Source organism: Pseudoalteromonas sp. SS15, from assembly GCF_049257195.1.
Lineage (GTDB): Bacteria > Pseudomonadota > Gammaproteobacteria > Enterobacterales > Alteromonadaceae > Pseudoalteromonas.
The window spans coordinates 63,604-79,187 of sequence record NZ_JBMMUD010000006.1 but is presented as its reverse complement, the minus strand read 5'-3'; the positions used below and the strand labels follow the sequence as shown (position 1 = coordinate 79,187).

Sequence of the window (15,584 nt, the reverse complement as noted above, 5' to 3'; positions counted from 1 at the left end):
AGATTTTTGACTCATGTTGACCAGTTTTACTCGTTTAAAATGCTGAACTACATTAAAAATGCTGGTCTGCACGTTCCTGTTTAATAAACGCTTAAAACAAGCCTCCTACCGAAACTTACTTGCAGCTAAATTTCACCTTACATACTATCAAATGAGATATTCAGTTTTAGAAGAAGCCGTCAGTATGTTTAAAAAACTTGCTTTAATGCTCGCTCTTTCGGGAGTGAGTGCTCAATTAGCAGCAACAGAAGCCGCTCAAGGGCGCGAAATAGACACCTTACCCGACGTATTGTCTTTCAAAGAGCGTGTCGCACCAATCAATGAAATGGTAACAGACAGACTCGAAAATTTGCTGCCAAAGCTAATGCAAGAAGCTGATCTTGATATGTGGCTGGTGATCAATCGCGAATACGGTGAAGACAAATTATTTTATACCTTGGTTCCACAACCCACTTTTGCCGCCCGACGCACCACACTGCTCGTTTTTTCAAAACAACCAGATGGCAGTGTCGAGCGCTTCAGTGTTAGCCGTTATCCAATCGGCGATTTATATCCAACAGTCTGGGAAGGCGGTAGCAAAGAACAACAATGGCAACGTTTAGCTGAGGTCATTGCTGAGCGAGATCCAAAGCGTATCGGTATTAATATCAGTGAAGATTGGGCGCTCGCTGACGGCTTAAGCGTTGGGTTATATAATAAACTACTTGATAATTTACCTAAAAAGTACCAAAAGCGTTTAGTCAGTGCAGAGGACTTAGTGATCCGTTGGCTTGAGACACGCAGCGAAAAAGAACTTCAAGTTTACCCTACTGCAGTCACTCTGGCTCGCGGCGTTATTGCAGAAGCTTTTTCTAATAAAGTCATTACGCCTGGGGTGACGACCACCGATGATGTCGCTTGGTATTTGCGAGAGCGCTTTGAAGCATTGCAGCTCAGACCGTGGTTCCAACCTTATGTGAATATTCAACGCCAAGGCGATAAAGTTAACAAAGACGCCCCGTTTTTAGGCGAATATAACCGTGTAATCTTACCAGGCGATATCATTCACACCGATGTAGGTATTTGCTATCTAAATCAATGTACCGACACGCAAGAGATGGGCTACGTCTTAAAATTAAATGAAACCGATGTGCCAGAAGGCTTAAAATCAGCCCTGAAATTGGGCAATCATTGGCAAGATATTCTCACCCGTAATTTCAAAACAGGTTTAACGGGTAATCAGATCTTAGCCAACACCATTAAGCAAAGTGAAGCTGAGAATATCATCAGCAGTACTTACACTCACCCGCTGGGCTTTGTTGGTCACGCACCAGGCCCAACCATTGGCATGTGGGATAATCAAGGCCCGACCCCAGTTCAAGGTGATTGGAAATTGTATCCAAATACTGTGTATGCCATTGAAGGTAATGTGAAAGTACAGCTACCTGAATGGGATAACCAATGGATCCAAATCAAGCTGGAACAAGATGCGGTATTTGATGGTAAATCAGTCTGGTACTTAGCAGGTCGCCAAACTAAATGGCATTTGATTAGGTAACTGCAAACCCTAACCATTTGATTTTAATCAACTTAATCAAATAGGGGGCATCCTGCCCCCTGGTTGTGTTAGCTAATTAAAATTTAATTCAGAATAAGTATCGAACTTTAAACGTTACACTGTCTTCAATGGGGCTTGTCCAAAGCGTGCTTGTGCGATTGCCATAACTGTTTTGACCAATTGAATCACGGTCATGACTGGCGCTATCGACGCTGCCTCTGCGGTAAACAAAAAACACATCTGAAAATGGCCCCATACGATAACGCAATTTAAACTGGGCAGTTAAGCGGTTATCTTCAAAGCTGGTGTCAAGATCTTGCTTGAGCAGCTCGCCTTGCTCTTGTACGGCAAAAGCTTGCTGAGTTTTGGCATCTAAAAATGCGACTTGTATTGAACTAGACCACTCTAACTTCTCAGTTAGCAGGCCATTTACGATAATATTTGAGGCAAAATAGTCTCTGTCGTATTCACTGATCACATTTTGCTGATTGGCCACCAGCCAGCCTTCACCGGTTCTTAAATAGTTATTCCAATTTATGCTCCAATTAGCATGTGGCATCCAAGTCAAGTCAACCGCATATTGGGTTGACGTTGAATCGAACCCTTCTTTGTCATATTCAAAGCTAGCCGCCCAACTGAAATCTCCCACATATGGGCTTTGGTAAAAGAGCCTGATCCCTTGCGCCGAAGGTTGAGTAAAGGCGGTAGTATTGAAGCCTAAATTATCTTGCTTGCCCTGAGTTAAGTAATCAAAGGTTAAATTAAACTGTGCCCCTGTCGTTAGCATTAACTGACTAGAGTAAGTTTGCGTCGCGGGCAGATTTTGCGATGCGCTATTACTTTCATGGCTGAGTTTTACCACATGTTTAACACGTGTGACCCAATCGTTCGTATAATTCACCGAATGTTCAAACTCAGACTGAGCATATTGCCAGTCGTTTCTGACTAAATACCCCATATCACGGTTGTCGAACTGGTCGTTCAATTTTAAATAACGATTGGTAATTTTGGTATTGGGTGAAAACTGATAGCCCAAATTTAAACTGAGGCCGTTACCCGTTTGTGTGGTATTGATTTCAGTATCTGTATTAATTTGACTCAGTAATAATGACCCCTGCAATGACCAAGTTGCACTTTGATACTGACTATCCCAAGCTAATGTACTAGCACTTCTATCAAGATATGGGCGTTTAACATGCGTGGTTAGTAAACCAGTTTGCCAATTATTTTGTCGATATTTCGCCCTTGCCGCGTAAAATGACTTACCCGCGTCAGAGTCTAAATTCGACTCTTCAACAGCAAATGCTCCTAGCTGTAATTGATCTCCTTGATGAACAAATCTTACGGCTGCATCTATTGGCGTAATATGCTCACGACCATCATCACTGCCCGCACCAATTCGGCGAGTATGTATCAGCTTGGTATTTTGTTCTGCTTGGACGTTAAAAACGCTGATATCTTGGGTAAAAAACGGGCGTTTATCGGTTCTCAGCGTTTCAACTGCACTGTAGTTAATATTTACGTCATCACTGTCAACTTGGCCGAAATCTGGGTTAACCGACACACTCAATTTCTGATGGTGAGCTGGCTTATAGATTAAATCAAAACCCACATCGGTTTGGCCCTTGTCACCTTGTCGGTCTGATAAATCATTTTGCTGGGTGATATAAGGTATAAATGCCAGTTGCTGCTGATTAGGGATCTCGGCAGATACCTTCGGCATTGCTAGGTAAAAGTCACTATTACTAATGGTTTGTTTTTGACTCGCGTAAATAAAGTTATTCGCAATATCATAAAGTTGAACAGAAACTCCCACCTCTGACAGTCCATTTTCATCCGCTGAATGATGGAAGGATACAGTGTGCCAAGGAATAAATACTTCGCTTGACCAATAATCATCATGCTCAAAGTACTGGCTTTGCCAGTCTCCATCCCAATCGTAGTCAGTTGTAAGTTGTGGTGTGAGTACCGCATCTTGCGTACCGCCACCAAGGGTTGTTGCAAATAAATAGCCACTACTGCCATCACCGCCAAAATCGAGATAAATGCGATTGAACTCGCCTTGCATAAAGTTATCTTTGATATTGAATTGCTTCTTGCGAGTCTCAGCACTTTGATAATTAATAATGCCAATGTAAATGCCTTTTTCATCACTGTAGACTTTGGCATTAACTTGCTTTTTTGTTTGTTCGAGTGTGGCAGGCACTACTTTGTAAAAAGTATTAAATGCTGTTGCTTGCTGCCATTGGGGCTCATCTAATTTGCCATCAAGTACGATTGTCTGAGCCATAACCGATGGCGCGATTGTAATTGTAGTCAAGGCTATCGCTTTTGCTACCCGTGAAATTTTCATAATAACTTCCAACTAAATTTCGATGCGCTTATTGCAACAAAACTCGTGCAAAAAAAACCTGAAATTTTTCTGAATAACACTCATGAAAGCCTTATAAACGTTGACTTTTATCTTATAAAAGATAACGTTCGCCTATGAGACTAATTTAACAACTGCGGTAAACGTTTTATGCCATCTTCGTCACAGGGACATCAGTTTGACACTTGGGTGTTTTATCCAGAAACAGATGAATTGGTCTGTAATAAAACCCAACATACACAAAAGTTAGAGCCGCAAGTTGCCCGACTACTAGAACTATTTATAAAACAACAAGGCACAACCTTATCGCAAGGGCTTTTAAACAATGAACTCTGGCCTGACACCATAGTTGAAGCGAATAGCCTTTATCAGTTATTGGCAAAGCTACGTAAGGTATTAAAAGATACCCCTAGAACGCCTAAGTATATAAAAACTATACCTAAAAAAGGCTATGTGTTCATTGTAGAAGTGAGGTTGCTAGCTATTGAGACTTTGCCAGGGCTCACAGACATTGAGTTGGCAAAACCTGCAAACAATTCTGCTTTTTTGAATTTAGCCATACTTATAAAAAAGCCTCTTTACTTAACTTTATTCACCTTAGTTTTTATTGCTTGCTTTAGCGCCATTGCTTTTTTTAACCATAAACCTCAAGTACTTACACCACCAGAATATAAGGTAGAAGACATCAGCTACGAGCTGGGGTTAGAATTTGATATCGCTGCACACTTCGAACAAGATTTAATTGCTTATGTCAGCCAATTTAATCAGCTTGTTATTGCGAATAAATTAGGCAATCAGCTCTATGAGCATAGCTTTAACACTCGGATCGCACACCCAAGTTGGCATCCCCAAAAAGACCTAGTGGCATTTTGGCAGTATCTTGAAGATAAGTGTGTTTTAAAAATTATTAGCAGTAATGGCAAACAGTTACATGAAACTGAAGCGATTTCATGTGACCGTATTGAAGCCCCAATTTGGCAATCAGATGACGAATTGACTCTGGTCGTGCATCGTTGGGATGACAGTGAAGGCTTTTTGTATCGTTTAAGCACCCGTCAATTTGTGAAGATACCCGTGCCACTCAACAAAGGCGAAAAACTAATAAAAGCAGTCAAAGCATGGGAAAACCAAACCTTCTATCTCGTCAAGCAAGTTAACTATCATTCAAAGTTAATTACTTTAGACGGTCACATTCATCTCTCTTGGCCTTATCCAGTTTGGCTAGCCATTTTTGATGCGAAACAACAGACCATCATTACTAATGATGAAAGTAAGTATCATAACCTCATCGCGACACACTGGGATCAGCAACAGTATAGTGTAATGCGCTCAACTCAAGGGATCTTCTCTACCCTTTCGATAGATAAACATGGTGATATCTTTGCGGCCGCTGAGAGTTGGCAGGTTAATATAAGAGATAATGATGATTTACCGATTTTCTCAAGCTCAAGTATTGATTACCTGCCAGTCAGTAACTTACTTGGAGAAACTGCATTTATGTCTCGTCGCACTGGTGTATGTGAGGTTTACTTACATGCAGATGATAAGATCCGCCAGCTCTCATTTCATCAGGGTCATGAATACGTTGGTATTCTAAATTGGTCGCCTGATAATAGTTTGCTATTATCAAACCGCGATAACAATATTGTTTTATATGATAGAAACCGTACGACAAAACAATTTCCATCTAACCTGCCCCTCACCTTAAAAAATGCGGGCTGGATAAACAACGAACAAGTTTGGGGTTCTGATGGTGAAAATATTTACACTTATGATCTTACAGGTCGCGTTATTGGCAAAACACAACTTAAAAACGATTTTGTTGGTTTCCATCATCAAACGCAGCAATGGCTAATATTAAAAGCGCAACAGTTACTGACCACGACAACTATAGATAACTCAAACAATATTGATATATTAACGACACTGTCTAAGCAACAAGCTCATCATTTTCGTGATGTAAGGTTTCAAAATCAATCAATGTATTGGCTCAGCCAATGGTCAAAACAAGATTACATTTGGCAACTTGATATGCAAAACCCAAGTACTCCTGAATTAAAGAAATCTGGGTCTCTCATTTGGCATTATGATATTAAACCTGATGGCAGTTTACTGATTGCTAAAATGGAAAGCATTGAAGGCGACATTAAAAAATTCGCAATAAAAAAGCAATAAAGGCGCGACTCAACTAAACTCAAAAGATGCCTTAAGCAAACTGCATCAACCATGTTAAAACACCTATTCGTTTTTGCATTATTTCTATTTAGTACCCATGCCTTGAGTTGCAAACTAGTGGTGCGCGTTGAAGACTACGCTGCACAATCACATCGTGATGAAAATCAGCAGTGGCAAGGCATTGACATCGAGCTGACTAAAGCTTTGCTCAACCAAGCGGGCTGCAGTTATCGGTTTGTGCCCGTTCCCTGGGGGCGAGCTTTAAAAATGCTAGAAGAGGGCAAACTCGATGTGATGTTGAGTGTCAGTAAAACAAGTGAACGCACTAAATTCGCGCACTTTATCGGCCCTCAACGCATTGAAAAAATAAAGATAGTCAGTAAAGCAAATCCTGCTATTGTAGTGTCTTCATTTAAAGACATTTTAAAAATACCACTTCCGCTTGGCATTCAAGAAGGTGCTTATTATGGTGAATCATTTAATGCATTCACTAAAGCACTTACGCCTTCCGACAGATACTTTTTCAAAGTTCCCAATAATGATACGAAACTTTCTCTGCTCATCAAGAACAGAATCTTCGGCTTTTTAGAAGAGCAATTAAACATCGAGTACGAAATTAGGCATGAGCTAACCCCAAAAGATGTCTTTGTTCACCCAATCATCGTCAATCAAGCCCCTGTATATTTCGCTTTCAGCAAAGAGTCTGTCTCTAATAATCAACTCAAAGCGATTGAGCATGCGTTCAATCACTTAACTTTCTCTGGTGTGTTTGAGCAAATCTTATTAACCGCACAAAACTGATCCAAAGCAATAAAACTAACCTTTCAAGACATTCTGAAATTAAGAGCAAACCTCTGCTTTTTAATAACAAAAATTTGCATAAAAGACTTTTTATATAATGAAAAAGAACTACTCTTAAATGAGGTGTTAATTTTAAATAATCGTATCAAAAAGGAGTATTTTGACATGGGGATTTACAACACGTTGGAATATGCCGATTCAAATAATGAAGTCAAAGCGATTTATGACGATATTTTTGAACACTTAGGCAATGAAGGGTTAGTCGATTACTTCAAGGTGCTTGGTAATTACAATCCACATATTCTTCAGACCACCTGGGCACTATTCAAAAACGTACTCCTCACCGGAGAGTTACCTAGAGCACTTAAAGAACTGGTATTTATCGCTATTTCTAACGAACGTGAATGTGCCTACTGCACGTCTATTCATTGTGCTATGTGTCGATATCTAAATATTGATGATGAAACCATCAACCAAGTTTTACAAAAATCTTCTGAGCTTAACCCTAAACGAGTAAAGGTATCGATAGATTTTGCCGTTAAGATGGCAACAAATAGCGCCATGGTTACTGAGCATGATCATAAAAGTTTATTAGACAGTGGGTTAACTAAAAACCAAGTATTTGAACTTATGTCTCTCGCCAGTGTGGTTAATTACTCGAACACATTGGCTCAAGGCATGATGCTGGTCGTTGACGAAGAGTTCGCTAACTTACTTAAAGATAACGTTGTAATGTAATTATGAATGGCAGTGTAATTGACTCTTACCAACTATCTTCTTTAATTGAACTGACTAGTAATCTTGCCGATGACAGCATGCATGCAGACTTGTCGTCTCAAAAGATATTGCTCAACGCTGTAAACAAACTGCTTTGGACATTAAACTTTGATTATTGTCTTATGATTGATAATGAAGAACACATAGATTGCCTGTATGGGGAAGGTGACGAGCATCTAATAGAGACCATAGAATTACTTCCAATCAAAGAGCTTAAAAACAACACTATTGTGCTCATAAACCAAGTTCAATACTACCTTATTTATCAAGTGCTCCCGCTCGAACATAATAAATCAAATACTTTGGTATTTCTTCAGCAGGGTCAAGCATTTAACTCTTCCTCTCTTATTATCATTGAGCTGTTTAGTGCCGCAGTCAAACGTTTACTCATCACAAAGGCTGAGGAACATAAGAGACTAAAGCTTAAAAACGAAGCACAGGTGCTATTGCGTTCAAATCAGCTTAAATCGGAGTTCTTGGCTAATATGTCACATGAGCTAAAAACACCGATGAACGGCATTTTGAATCTTGTGCAATTACTGCAAAACACGCAGTTAGAGCCTCATCAACTTGAGATGCTCAACACCATATATGAAAGCACAGAAAATTTACTCTGTGTCGTTACAGACGTCCTTGAATATAGCAAGCTAGAAACAAACAATATCAAACTCATTTCCAGCCCATTTGTACTATCTAAACTGATTGAAAGCATCACTATTGAAATTAAGCCGGAGGTTAACCGAAAAGGTCTCACATTCACTGAACAATTAGACGTACAGTTACCAACACAGTTGATTGGTGATGCGTTGAGAATTAAGCAGCTCTTACATAACTTATTGAATAATGCAGTTAAATTTACCAAAAGCGGCAGTGTATCTATTACTCTATCAGGTAAAACGCTAGAAAAGAACGACTATGAATTAACAATTGCAGTTGAAGATACTGGTATTGGCATGACAAAAGATGCTCAGACTTGGCTGTTTGAACCCTTTGTTCAAGGCGACGGCTCAACAACTAGAGAGTACGGCGGCACAGGGTTGGGTCTTGCTATTTCTGCTAAATTAGCAAAAGCAATGAATGGTAAAATTCAAGTACATAGCGAGTTGGATAAAGGCACTAAGTTTATTGTCACCTTACCTTTAAAAAAGGTCGCTCAAGAACAACCTCCTCAATCGCCTGAAAAAGCCTCTCATTACACCTTATCGACCTCAGAGTTACAGCCTCATACTATCTTAATTGTTGAAGATAACTTAATTAATCAGAAGGTTGCAGGTCTATTACTTGAAAAGCTTGGCTATAAATATGATATTGCAGAAAATGGTCAGGTCGCATTAGATAAGCTAGAGCAAAAGCATTACAGCTTTATTTTTATGGATATACAGATGCCTGTAATGAACGGCCATGATGCAACGAAAGAAATTATAGCGAGATATAAAAATCAACGACCAAACATAGTTGCAATGACAGCCAACACATTTGATGAAGACAAAGAAAAGTGTTTTGCCAGTGGTATGGATGACTTCATTGCAAAGCCTATTTCAGAGCAGGAAATGGTTAGAGTGTTGAGTAAATTCCCCGTTAAATAGCCCTTCCCTTGTTTAGCTGACAGTAATTTAACTCGTTCTATCAGTAATTATGTCATGAAACTCCTAGCCTCTTACGAATAAAAAAAGCGCCCCCATAGCTCCATATGCAAGGCGCTTTAAAGCTTAGATTAAATTAATTTATTTAACTTCAGTGATCACAGTATCAATCAGGTGTACTACGCCGTTTGAAGTGTAAATATCTGTGGTTGTCACATTCGCACCTTCAATTTGCAGGCCTGATGTTGGCAATTTCACTGCCCACCATACGTTATTGAATGCATCACCTTTCATATCTCCGGCCGCTTCATCTTGAATAAATGTGTATAGAGGACGACCTAAATAAGCGACTTGCATTGAGCCGTCACCTCGTTCAACCAGCGATAAACCCGGGATATTTTTAATGCCATCTGCAGTTGCGGTTACCGGCGGCCAGTTCGTTGCACAAGTATCAACGCATTGGCTCATCGCATTTTCTAAATCACCGTCGAAAACATATATTGTTTTACCAGCCATTGTAGAACCTGCACCTGAAACTAAGGTACCTGTTTCTTTGCTATACGTAACCGCATCACTATCTGTATTAGATACGCCAGCAAAATTAACCAGGTTCACTGATAACTTGTTACCTTGCAGGGTTTCTACCTCAACCCCATTAGCGGCATAAGCATTTAAGCTGTTAACTGAAGAAGCTAAAACATGCTGTTTAAGCACAGCACCAAGGGCATCTTTATCTGCAAGCAGAGCATTAAGCGTATCTGTTGGGATTTTCTTAAATGCCGCATTCGTAGGAGCAAAGACGGTAAAGTTAGCGCCAGGGTCGCTGAGGGCATCGACTAAATCAGCGGCACCCAATGCAGTAACAAGGGTTGATAAACTATCTGTGTCTGAAGCAGTCTGAACCACGCTTTTGGTAGGCTCTCCCATATCTTTTGGCGGCATGATCACTTTATTTAGCACGTGAATAACGCCGTTATCAGCCATTACGTTTGCAGCGGAGATTGCAGAATCATTAATGAATAAAGTAGAGCCCGTTGTTGATAGCGCAGCGTTAGAGCCATTCCCCATTTTCACTAAGCTTTCTTCACTATTTGCCACCGATATCGCAGCATCAGACATGACTTTTTGCTCTGCAATAACATGGTAAAGCAGAATGTTTTTAAGTGTTTCAGTGTCGCCTTGTAATGCGGTTAATGTCTCTTGTCCTAATGCTGCGAACGCAGCGTCAGTAGGGGCAAAAACAGTAAATGTTTTGGTTGGATCTGACACTTCACTGTCTAGCCCAGTAGCGGCAAGTAAAGACACTAGCGTATCAAAACTGCCATTTTCAGAAGCCACATCTGCAATTGTGCCAAAGCTCTGTGGCAATGTAACGTCTCCCACAATCACACTGTCGATGACATGGATAGTGCCGTTTGTTGTCACTATATCTTTAGTGACAATTTTAGCGCCGCCAAACATTAACGAATCAGTTTCTGTGTTAACGGAAATACCTAACTCATTTTCTAATACCGTCTTAACCGATTTACCGTTTAGAGACATGGCTGTGACTGAGTCTGCATTAATTGGCAGTACATGCTGTTTTAGAATATCTGAAAGTACATCAGGGTTTGCCAGTAAAGTATTTATTAGTTTGTCACCTATGGCTGAGAATGCCGCGTCAGTTGGTGCAAATACTGTAAATGACCCTGAGTCGTCAGATAACACGCTGTCTAAGCCAGTGCGCTCTAAAGCTGCGATTAATGTTTTAAAGTTGCCATCAGCTTTTGCTGTTGCAACAATATTTGCATTCGACTCTGTTGGTGCCGGTGGCATTAACACAGCATCAATCACGTGTATGACACCGTTATCGGCCATGACATCCGTCGCTGTTACTGTGCTGGTGTTTATTAATAGGTCATCACCAGAAAGTGACAGTGCTATCTTGGCGCCATTTACTGTTCCAACCGTGTTACCCGCTGAAGATAACGCAGCTTCGGCTGCAACTTTGCTTCCCAAAACATGATAAGTAAGAATGCTACTCAACTTTTCTGGGTCTTGGGCTAATGCATCTAACGTTTCTTGACCTAGTGCAGCGAAAGCAGCATCAGTCGGTGCAAACACGGTAAACATACTATCAGCATTGTCTAATGTGTCGTCTAAATTTGTTGCTTCAAGCAATGAAACCAATGTTTTAAAATCACCACTAGCTGCGGCTACGTCATAAACAGTATTTGGCTCTGGTACTGGGGGCTGTATTTCTATTTTATTGTCATCGTCATTACAGCCTGCTAGCAACAATGAAAGACTCAATGCTGCTCCAAGTTTGATTGATTTAACCACCTCTACATTCCTCTTGTGTTTAAAGTTCATACAGAGTTACGGAGGGTAGTTTCTAAACGATCAGAAAATTTTAAAAAAATTAACAAAAACAAATAAAGCGCGTAATTTGCTACTTTTAGAGAATAATAAAGGAAGATAAGCACTATTACCTGCAAGTATTGTACTTTTCAAATTCAATAAAGGACTGCTTTAAGAGATTTAGTAAAGCTTGTTATCACCCAATGGTACTTCGAGTTCATTGTTAATTTTACTCGGTCCACCAACCATTTCATCGTAGGCACTAGATTGGCGCATAACCTGACATTCAGCTTTGACATTTTTTAATTGTTTTTGTAAAGCAACGAAGTTATGACTTTTCAAACGCTGCCCTTTTTCGTCAGTCACCATGAACTCTTTTCCATCAATGACGACACTGACATTGTATAAAGCTAAATCTAGTGAATGGTAAATAATTTTATCAACATAGAAGTACTTCTCTAATTTACTTAACTTCAAAATCACATCCTCGATTTGCTTGACCTGTATACTAATCAACGAATAATTACGCTCAGATTAACTACAAAGTTCACTATTAATTCTTAAAAGGCACAGAATTGTTTTTTGACGTATTTATATGCGCACTTGTCTATTGTTTTGGTACTTTGTGTCAATGCGTTGTTACTATGTAACGATGAAATATAATCGATAAAAAACTCAAACGAAAAGGACAACAACAATGCCATCAGCCAAATATACGCTTTGTGCATTAGCTGTTTTAACTGCTCAAGCACATGCCTCTAAGAGTGAAGAGTGGTTTTTACACAGCAGCATTTCTCCAGACGGTAAGCAAATAGCTTTCTCTTATAAGGGTGACATTTATACTGTACCAGCCAAAGGAGGAACAGCTCGCCCCTTGACTTTACACAGTGATTGGGATGGTCACCCCGTTTGGTCTAATGATGGCAAGCATATTGCGTTCGCAAGTGATAGAAATGGCAATTTAGATGTGTATCTTATGCCATCTTCAGGTGGTAAAGCTAAGCGTCTGACTTACCATTCAGCCAATGATGTGCCTCAAGATTTCGCCAAAAATGATAAAGCTGTACTTTTCACATCAGCACGCCAAGATTCTAAAGACTCGACGATTTTTCCTACTGCACGCTTAACTGAAAGCTATACGGTGTCATTAAATGGTGGCACACCTAAGATGCTATCAACCATTCCAGCATCAGAATTACAGTTTTCTCCTGATGGCAAGAAAGTACTTTATCGTGATGAAAAGGCTTACGAAAACGAGTTTAGAAAGCACGATGTATCTGCATTTGCTCGTGATGTTTGGCTACAAGATTTAGTTTCAGGCAAACACACCCAACTGACAACATTTGCGGGCGGCGATCACAACCCGGTTTGGGCTGATAACAATACTTACTATTATACGTCTGAAGAAAAGTCGGGTGCATTTAACGTTTGGCGCGCCGATTTAGATGGCGATAACAAAAAGCAAATCACTGACTTTAAGCAATTTCCTGTTCGCAGTTTATCTATCAGTGACAATGGCACGCTGGCATTTGTGCACCATGGCAGTGTCTACACGTCAAAAGGTGGCAGACCTAAGCATGTGAAGATCAATATCGCCAATGATGTGCAAGAAGACGATATGATGCCAACCATGTTAGGTGGCAAAATCACCGAATACTCTGTCTCGCCAGATGGTAAAGAAGTGGCGTTTGTGGCGCGTGGAGAAGTGTTTGTTGCTAGCACAGAATTCGGGACGACACGCGCAATCACCAATACGCCGCAGCAAGAGCGTTCAGTGTCATTCCATAAAGATGGCAGAACCCTGTTATACGCTGCAGAACGAGGCAACAGCTGGGGGTTATATGAAACATCGATTGCCGATGAGTCAGAGCCTTATTTCTTTGCCGCGACTAAATTAAAAGAAGAAGTCGTTCATCAAGTAGATACAGATAGCTTCCAACCTATTTACTCACCAGATGGTAAAAAAATTGCGTTTTTATCTGCTCGCGATGAAATTCAAGTTATCGATCGTGAATCTAAAAAAGTAAACGTTGCACTGGGTAAAGAGCATAACTACTCGTATGCAGATGGCGATATCACCTTTGCATGGGCACCAGATAGTTATTGGATGACTGCGGATTTCGCACCAAGAAGTCGACTGTTTGTGACAAATATCGGCGTTTTCCCATCTGATGGTTCACAACAACCTCGCGATATCAGCTTGTCGGGTTATAACGATACCTCACCTTCTTGGCATACCGATGGTGAAGCGGTTCTGTGGGCCAGCGCTCGCTATGGCCAACGTGATCACGGCAGTTGGGGCAGAGAATTCGACGTGATGGCCGCTTTCTTAACACAAGACAGCTATGACCGTTTTAGATTCTCTAAAGAAGAGTATGCACTGCATAAAGAGCTTGAGAAAAAAGCCTCAAAAACAGAAAAACAAGACGATAAAAGCACTGAAGACAAAGCTGAAAAGCTTGAGATTGAGTGGGATAACATCGAACAGCGCACAGCGCGTCTGACTGTTCATGCATCAGATCTTGGTCAAGCGTATTTAACAAAAGACACCAAGGCACTTTACTACTTTGCGCGTTTTGAAAAAGGCTATGACTTATGGCGTCATTCAATTCGCGATAGAAAAACAGAGTTGGTTGCAAAACTAAATGCACGCAGAGCAAGCATGACGTTTAGCGAAGATGAAAAGAACATTGTTATTCTTGCCGATGGCACGCTACGTCAAGGTAAAGTAGGCAACAAAATTGCGCTTAAACCTATTTCGACCAAGCCTGTAATGCAACTACAAGCTGCTAAAGAGCGTGAATTTATGTTCGATCACAGCTGGCGCATCATTGATGATAAATTCTATCGCGATGACTATCACGGCATCGACTGGGACCAAGTTGGTCAATCTTACCGTGCCAAAGTGGCATCAGTGGGCCATGGCCGTGACTTCGCGAATCTATTTGCTGAAATGACTGGCGAGCTAAATGCATCACATATTGGTTCATCTTACCGCCCTGCCCCTAAGCCAACCGATGATGCTACTGGCCGTTTAGGTTTGTTTTTCAATGATGTAAACCCATTTATGGTTGAAGAGGTACTGGCTAAAGGTCCATTTGATAAAGCCAGCAGCAAGGTAAAACCTGGGGTAACGCTAAAAGCTGTAAACGGCGTTGAATTAAGCGAGTCACAAAACTTATTCAAGTTGTTAAACCACACTGCAGGTCAACGTGTACGTTTCACTTTTGTAGATACTGATGGCGCGCTTTTTGATGAAGTCATCAAACCAACAAACAGCCGCACTATTAATAACTTACTGTACGATCGCTGGGTGTTATCAAGAGAAGCTCTGGTAGAAGAATTATCAGGCGGTCAACTTGGCTATGTGCATGTGCGTGGCATGAACGATCCAAGCTTTAGAGCCGTTTACTCTCGTCTGTTAGGTAAACATTTTGATAAGAAAGCCATTGTTGTTGACACTCGCTTTAATGGCGGCGGCTGGTTACACAACGATCTTGCAAAACTACTGAGTGGCGAAGAGTACTTCACCATGCATGTTCGCGGCCGTCAGTATCACGGCGATCCGCTCGATCAATGGAACAAACCATCTGTGCTGCTTATCAACGAAGGTAACTACAGTGATGCCCATGCATTCTCTTACACTTACGATCAATTAGATTTAGGTGAAATGGTGGGTATGCCGGTGCCAGGTACAATGACGGCAGTTTGGTGGGAAATGGGGATTTCAGGCGATTTCCGCGCGGGTGTGCCTCAAGTGGGTATTAAGAACACCAAAGGTGAATACCTAGAAAACAACCAAACCATGCCAGATCACCTTGTTAAGAATGACCCTCAATCAGTTGAGCAAGGTCGTGATAAACAAATCGAAAAAGCAGTCGAAGTTTTACTTAAAAAAGTAGACTAACCGTGTATAGGCCTAGGGAGTAAGTTTCTCTAGGCCTTAATTTTACTGAATTTAATCGCATGACCCTCATCCTGCTAACAACATAACGTTATA

The 15,584-nt window shown here is 40.8% G+C and carries 9 protein-coding genes; 6 read left to right on the top strand and 3 right to left on the bottom strand.

The genetic code is table 11. The features are described 5' to 3' along the window. The first annotated feature begins 184 nt into the window (after positions 1–184). Positions 185–1,537 (top strand): M24 family metallopeptidase, encoded by a 1,353-nt coding sequence (locus AAEU28_RS13505; RefSeq protein ID WP_421964607.1) that lies wholly within the window; start codon positions 185–187, stop codon positions 1,535–1,537. Between the two features lie 88 nt (positions 1,538–1,625). Here AAEU28_RS13505 and AAEU28_RS13500 read toward each other — a convergent pair whose 3' ends face one another. After that, on the bottom strand, positions 1,626–3,890 hold the full coding sequence (locus AAEU28_RS13500; protein ID WP_421964606.1) for a DUF5916 domain-containing protein: 2,265 nt from the start codon (positions 3,888–3,890) through the stop codon (positions 1,626–1,628). 168 nt (positions 3,891–4,058) lie between these two features. Here AAEU28_RS13500 and AAEU28_RS13495 point away from each other — a divergent pair, with 168 nt between their 5' ends. The 4 genes from AAEU28_RS13495 to AAEU28_RS13480 all read left to right on the top strand — a co-directional run bounded on the left by AAEU28_RS13495 (position 4,059) and on the right by AAEU28_RS13480 (position 9,247). Beyond that, the gene (locus AAEU28_RS13495) at positions 4,059–6,083 is read left to right on the top strand and encodes a winged helix-turn-helix domain-containing protein (protein WP_421964605.1); all 2,025 of its coding nucleotides are present in this window, start codon (positions 4,059–4,061) and stop codon (positions 6,081–6,083) included. A 102-nt stretch (positions 6,084–6,185) separates the two neighbouring features. Then, a complete protein-coding gene (locus AAEU28_RS13490; protein ID WP_421964604.1) occupies positions 6,186–6,884 on the top strand; it encodes a substrate-binding periplasmic protein in 699 nt (232 codons plus the stop codon). Positions 6,885–7,049: 165 nt separating this feature from the next. Further along, positions 7,050–7,622, top strand: a complete 573-nt coding sequence (locus AAEU28_RS13485) for a carboxymuconolactone decarboxylase family protein (RefSeq protein ID WP_421964603.1) — start codon at positions 7,050–7,052, stop codon at positions 7,620–7,622. Between the two features lie 2 nt (positions 7,623–7,624). Next, on the top strand, positions 7,625–9,247 hold the full coding sequence (locus tag AAEU28_RS13480; RefSeq protein WP_421964602.1) for an ATP-binding protein: 1,623 nt from the start codon (positions 7,625–7,627) through the stop codon (positions 9,245–9,247). A gap of 138 nt (positions 9,248–9,385) precedes the next feature. Here AAEU28_RS13480 and AAEU28_RS13475 read toward each other — a convergent pair whose 3' ends face one another. Further along, positions 9,386–11,566, bottom strand: a complete 2,181-nt coding sequence (locus tag AAEU28_RS13475; RefSeq protein WP_421964601.1) for a fasciclin domain-containing protein — start codon at positions 11,564–11,566, stop codon at positions 9,386–9,388. A gap of 198 nt (positions 11,567–11,764) precedes the next feature. Then, positions 11,765–12,067: a DUF6482 family protein gene (locus tag AAEU28_RS13470; RefSeq protein WP_421964600.1), complete on the bottom strand. Its 303-nt coding sequence runs from the start codon at positions 12,065–12,067 to the stop codon at positions 11,765–11,767. Positions 12,068–12,281: 214 nt separating this feature from the next. Here AAEU28_RS13470 and AAEU28_RS13465 point away from each other — a divergent pair, with 214 nt between their 5' ends. Next, on the top strand, positions 12,282–15,491 hold the full coding sequence (locus AAEU28_RS13465; RefSeq protein ID WP_421964599.1) for a S41 family peptidase: 3,210 nt from the start codon (positions 12,282–12,284) through the stop codon (positions 15,489–15,491). Positions 15,492–15,584: the final 93 nt, after the last annotated feature.

What these genes read in the sequence shown, in the direction of transcription:
- AAEU28_RS13505 (WP_421964607.1), top strand. Translation starts at nt 185, where the DNA reads ATGTTTAAAAAACTTGCTTTAATGCTCGCTCTTTCGGGAGTGAGTGCT.
- AAEU28_RS13500 (WP_421964606.1), bottom strand. Translation starts at nt 3,890, where the DNA reads ATGAAAATTTCACGGGTAGCAAAAGCGATAGCCTTGACTACAATTACA.
- AAEU28_RS13495 (WP_421964605.1), top strand. Translation starts at nt 4,059, where the DNA reads ATGCCATCTTCGTCACAGGGACATCAGTTTGACACTTGGGTGTTTTAT.
- AAEU28_RS13485 (WP_421964603.1), top strand. Translation starts at nt 7,050, where the DNA reads ATGGGGATTTACAACACGTTGGAATATGCCGATTCAAATAATGAAGTC.
- AAEU28_RS13480 (WP_421964602.1), top strand. Translation starts at nt 7,625, where the DNA reads ATGAATGGCAGTGTAATTGACTCTTACCAACTATCTTCTTTAATTGAA.
- AAEU28_RS13465 (WP_421964599.1), top strand. Translation starts at nt 12,282, where the DNA reads ATGCCATCAGCCAAATATACGCTTTGTGCATTAGCTGTTTTAACTGCT.